Annotated in this window: 3 protein-coding genes; all 3 read left to right on the forward strand. The window is 64.4% G+C overall.

Going from position 1 to position 5,099, the window contains the following annotated elements; all coding sequences use genetic code 11:
* On the forward strand, positions 1-879 hold an 879-nt coding region (gene argS, locus EN884_RS25345), incomplete at its 5' end, for an arginine--tRNA ligase (RefSeq protein WP_245491986.1).
* A 103-nt stretch (positions 880-982) separates the two neighbouring features.
* On the forward strand, positions 983-4,309 hold the full coding sequence (locus EN884_RS25350) for an SPOR domain-containing protein (protein WP_063168119.1): 3,327 nt from the start codon (positions 983-985) through the stop codon (positions 4,307-4,309).
* Between the two features lie 132 nt (positions 4,310-4,441).
* Positions 4,442-5,099: glycoside hydrolase family 3 N-terminal domain-containing protein (locus tag EN884_RS25355; RefSeq protein ID WP_164895145.1), on the forward strand; the 658-nt coding region annotated here is incomplete at its 3' end.

Below are 5,099 nucleotides of genomic sequence, written 5' to 3' on the forward strand. Positions count from 1 at the left end.
GAGCTTGACCTCTTCGCCGGCAATCGCCCGCGCCAGGGCTTCCAGCCGCTTGACGTAGCCGCCATGGTCGGCGACGACATGGGCCGGGCGCTGGTCAAGTCGGACGGCTCATTCACCTATTTCGCCGCCGACGTTGCCTATCTCAAGGACAAGGTCGATCGCGGCTTCGTCGACCTGATCTATGTGCTCGGCGCCGACCATGGCGGCTACGTCAAGCGGCTGGAAGCCCTGGCGCGGGCGATTGCCGGCGAAGAGGTCAAGCTCACCGTGCTGCTTTGCAATCTGGTCAAGCTGTTTCGCGAGGGCGAACCGGTGCGTATGTCGAAGCGGTCGGGCGATTTCGTGACGCTGCGCGAAGTGGTGGAGGAGGTGGGCCGCGACGCGATCCGCTTCATGATGCTCTATCGCAAGAACGATGCGCCGCTGGATTTCGATTTCGCCAAGGTGACCGAGCAGTCCAAGGACAATCCGGTGTTCTATGTCCAGTACGCCTCGGCGCGCTGTCATTCGGTGTTCCGGCAGGCGAGCGAGCAACTGGGCGAAGCCAATTTCGACCGCAACAGCCTGGCGTCCGCCGCGGCATTGCTGACCGACGAGGGCGAGATCGGCCTGATCCGCAAGCTTGCCGAATACCCGCGGCTGATCGAGTCCGCCGCCCTTGCGCTCGAGCCGCATCGGCTGGCATTTTACCTCTATGATCTGGCTTCCAGCTTCCACGGGCACTGGAACCGTGGCACGGATAATCCGGACTTACGTTTTGTTAAGGTTAACGACCGACAATTGACGCATGCCAGACTAGGGCTGGTGCAGGCTGTTTCGGACGTTTTGACGTCCGGCCTGACGTTGATCGGGGCCGCCGCGCCCACTGAAATGCGTTAGGTTTGACTAAATAACCTGTCACCTTTTGCCCACATTGCGCTGGTAAGGGCCAACCCTACGCGACGTCCATGGCGTCCGAATGAGTGCGAGTTCGGGAACAATAATGGCAGACAGAACCCAGCTGAGAGTAGCCGACAACAACGACATCGCTGAGGATGATCCGTTCGCGGAACTGACCAGGATCATGGGATTCGACCCGCGCCAGCCGGTCAGGCCGCAATCGCCCGCCCAGCCGCAGGCCCCAGCCGCCGATCACGGGCTCGAAGAGGGCGATTTCGATATCGATCTCGAGAAAGAAATGATGGGCGAGTTCGGCGCTGACGACAGCGACGCCGCTCCGGTTGTTCAGGCTCATGAGCCGACTTTCGTGCATGAGCCGGCATTCGAAGCGGCTGACGCCAGCGCGATGGACGACGAGCTTTCGGTGTCGCTCGACGACGATTTCGAACTGGACATGGCTGAGATCGACGACCACGTCGCCGGCGCCAGCCATGCGGTCGCCGCTGAAGCCGTGCCGTCCGTCGAGCCCGCTTTCGCGTCCGACATTGGCGATGCCGTCGCCGGTTCGCTCGAGGACGTGTCCCCCTTCGAGGACGATCAGTCGATGGCGGACGAGCTTGCCGCCTCGCTCGACCAGGACCTTCGGATCGATGAGGAAGCCGAAGAGGCCCTGTACAGCGTTGCCGATACGCCCGCTTCTGTCGAGCCGGTTGCCTCCGATGACGAATTCGACGATGCGGTGGCAATGTCGCTTGAAGACGAGCTGATGCTCGACGACCATTCGGCGGCGGAACAGTCATTCATGGCCGCCGATCCCGTCGAGCATGCCATGCCGGAGCAGGCGGCGGCGCTTGACGGCCAGGCAATCTCCGACGAGAGCTTTGCTGGCCTCGACGATGCCATGGCCGATGTCGACATGGATTTCGACGTTCGCGCGGATGAGCCGATCGCCTTCGACGAGCCGGAAGCGCATGAAGTGCTTGCCGATGCTGCGGACTCAACAAGCGAGATTTCCAACCCTGAAGGCCTGTCGGACGATGCCTTCGACCTGAACTTTGAAGATTCGTTCGCCGAAACGGTCGAAGAGCCGGTCGCCGAAGTTGCTGCCGCTACGATCCAGCCGGCGGCGCCAGAAGCCAATGTCGCGCCGGCGGTGCACGCCCCGATTGCGGACGAACGGAGCCTGGAAGACGAGTTGAATGCGCTGCTGGGCGCCATGACTTCCCGCACGGCGCCGGTGGCCAGCGAGCCTGTCACGGCTCAGCCGGCTGTCGCTGCCCCGCCGCCTGTTGCCCAGCCTGCCGAGGAACCGGCCGACCTTGTCGGCGACCTCGACTGGGATCTTGACGAAACCACGCCTGAGCAGAATCGACATGTTGGCACGGCCCAAGCGGCCGACGCGGATATTGACGATCTTATGCTTGATGAACTCCAGGATCCGGACTCGGACACCATTGGCGATGTCGATTTCGACGATGATGCGTTGGACGCGGCTTTGGCCCAGGGCCTTGATCCGCGTGATGAAGCCGCTCCCCGGGACAATTCGGCGGATTCTTTCGATTGGCTTGCGGAGCGTTCCCAACCGACAGAGCCGACGCGTTCGTGGAGCCGCGTGACGCCGGTTCCGCAGCAGCCGTCATTCAGCACGCAGCCTACGTTTAGCGCTCAGCCGGCCGCTTCGGTGGCATCATCCATGGCCGCAGCGCCGGCAGTCGCCGCCATGACGTCCTATGGTTCGTCCGAGCCGGTCGAAACCTTGGCTCCCGCTGCCCCAGTATCGGCGCCGCAATCGCGCCAGCCGGCGCGTTACGAAGACATGCCCGATGTCGAGACGGTCGATGTGCCCGAGCGTGTCGTGGCGCTGGCGGACGATCTCGATATCCCCGAACTGCACTTCGAGGAAGACCAGCCGGCGTCGCCTGGCTATGACGATCTCGATGCCGAGTTCTCCAGCCTTCTCTCCGAGATGAACGCGGTGGAGGTGACTGCCGCCCCAGCAAGCAACGCGGCCGGCGCGTCTTACGATGATGGCTCCTATGCCGCGGGCTTCAAGCCGGGCTATGACAGCCTCAAGCCGGGCTATGACGGGGTCAAGCCGGGCTATGAGCCGGAAGCGCGAACCTATGCGGCGCGGCCGATGGAAATGTCTGCCCGCGCGGCGCCGCCCACGGGTTATGCCGACGCCTCGGGCTACGACCTCGACAACCTGCCGGGGAGCCAGCCGGCTTCCCAAGCCGATGATTTCACCGTCGATGAACTCGACTACGATCCCGAACTCGACGAGGAGATGGCTGTTCCGGGTCTCGGCGAGCGTGAGGCCGCAAGGCCGTCGCGCGGACGCGGCCTGTTCATCGCCGCGATTGTCGGCGCGGTCGCGGTCGCGGGCGGTCTCGGTGCCTTTGCGCTGTCCTTTGGCGGCAAGGGCGGCAGCGAAGCGCCCGTCATCGTCAAGGCCGACAACGCGCCGATCAAGGTCAAGCCGGAGAATCCGGGCGGTGCCGTGGTGCCGAACCAGGACAACAAGGTCTACGACGCGGTCAGGGGCGCCAAGCCCGCCGAGCCGGTCCAGGAAAAGCTGGTCACCAACACCGAAGAGCCGGTGGACGTGCAGGCGAAGGACCCGGCCCGCGCCATCGATCTTTCGCCGGACCAGAATGCAGCCGGCGCTGGAACCGATGTCGGCAACGCCGCGCCGATGGCCGGCGCTGCTTTGGCCGACAATACGGCGCCAGCTCCCAAGTCCGAGGACCGCATCGCGCAGGTGCTGCAGGATGCAGACAAGGGCACAAATGCCGATGTCGTCGCCATTGCACCGCGCAAGGTGAGGACCATGGTGGTCAAGTCGGACGGTTCGCTGGTGCCGCGTGAAGATCCGGCGGCACCCGCCGCTCCGCAAGTGGCCGCTACCGAGCCGGTCGATCCGGCGCCGCAGCATGTCGCCCCGGCGGCGCAAGCCGATGCCGACCAGACCGGTACCGTGGCGCCTGCCGCCGCCCAGGCGGACGACGAGCCGGCCCTCAAGCCGGTGGCCAAGCCAAAGGCCGAGGCCAAGGCCCAATCGGCCAACACGCCGGCAAAGGTTCCGCTAGCGCCGCAGCGTCCGTCCGACCAGCCGGTCGATGTCGTCGGCGAGGTCAAGCCCGATCAGGTTGCGTCCATCGATCCGGCATCGACCGCGGCAGGCGGTGGCTCGTGGTCGATGCAGATCGCCTCGCAGCCGACCGTCGAAAGCGCCCAGTCCAGTTATCAGGATCTGCAGCGCCGCTATGGCAGCGTGCTTGCCGGGCGTACCGCCAACATCGTCAAGGCCGAGATCGCCGGCAAAGGCACGTTCTACCGCGTGCGCGTTCCGGCCCAGTCACGCAATGACGCGATCAATTTGTGCACCAGCTACAAGGCCGCCGGCGGCAACTGCTTCGTCTCGCGCTAAAGCCGGAGCCAACCGATTGAAAGCCGGCGCGGTCACCGCGCCGGCTTTTTTCATGGGGAAAGCAGATCCGGCGTTGCCGTGGATGAATCCCTGGCGATTCCCTTTGATCGCACAAAGCCCTAAACTGCCGACATGACCGAATCAAAATCCATGATCCTCGGCTGCGCCGGGAAATCGCTCACCCGCGAAGAAATCAATTTCTATCGCAATGAATGCCCGTGGGCCTTCATCCTGTTTGCGCGCAACATCGGCGAGACCGAACAGATCCGCGATCTGGTCGCCGAGATGCGAGACTGCATAGGGCGTCCGGACGCGCTGGTGTTCATCGATCAGGAAGGCGGCCGTGTGCAGCGCTTGCGGCCGCCGCTGGCGCCGAATTATCCCGCCGGCGGCGCGCTGGGCGCGCTGTGGCGCGACGATCATGATGCCGGCGCCCGCGCGGCCTGGCTGATGGCGCGGCTGCATGCTTTCGACCTGTTACGCTACGGCATCACAGCCGATTGCCTGCCGGTGCTCGACGTGCCGATCGAAGGCGCCAGCGATGTCATCGGCGCGCGTGCCTACGGCAAGGACCCGCGACCCGTGATCGAGCTCGGCCGCGCAGCCGCGGAAGGGCTGATATCGGGCGGCGTGCTGCCGGTCATGAAGCATATTCCGGGCCATGGACGTGCCTTTGCCGACACGCATTTTGAACTGCCAGTGGTCAATGCCTCGCTCAGTGATCTGCAGCGGCATGATTTCGCCCCGTTCAAGGAGCTTAGCCATCTGCCGATGGCGATGACTGCGCATG

It is taken from the genome of Mesorhizobium sp. M7A.F.Ca.AU.001.01.1.1 (assembly GCF_004022735.1).
Taxonomy (GTDB): Bacteria; Pseudomonadota; Alphaproteobacteria; order Rhizobiales; family Rhizobiaceae; genus Mesorhizobium; species Mesorhizobium ciceri.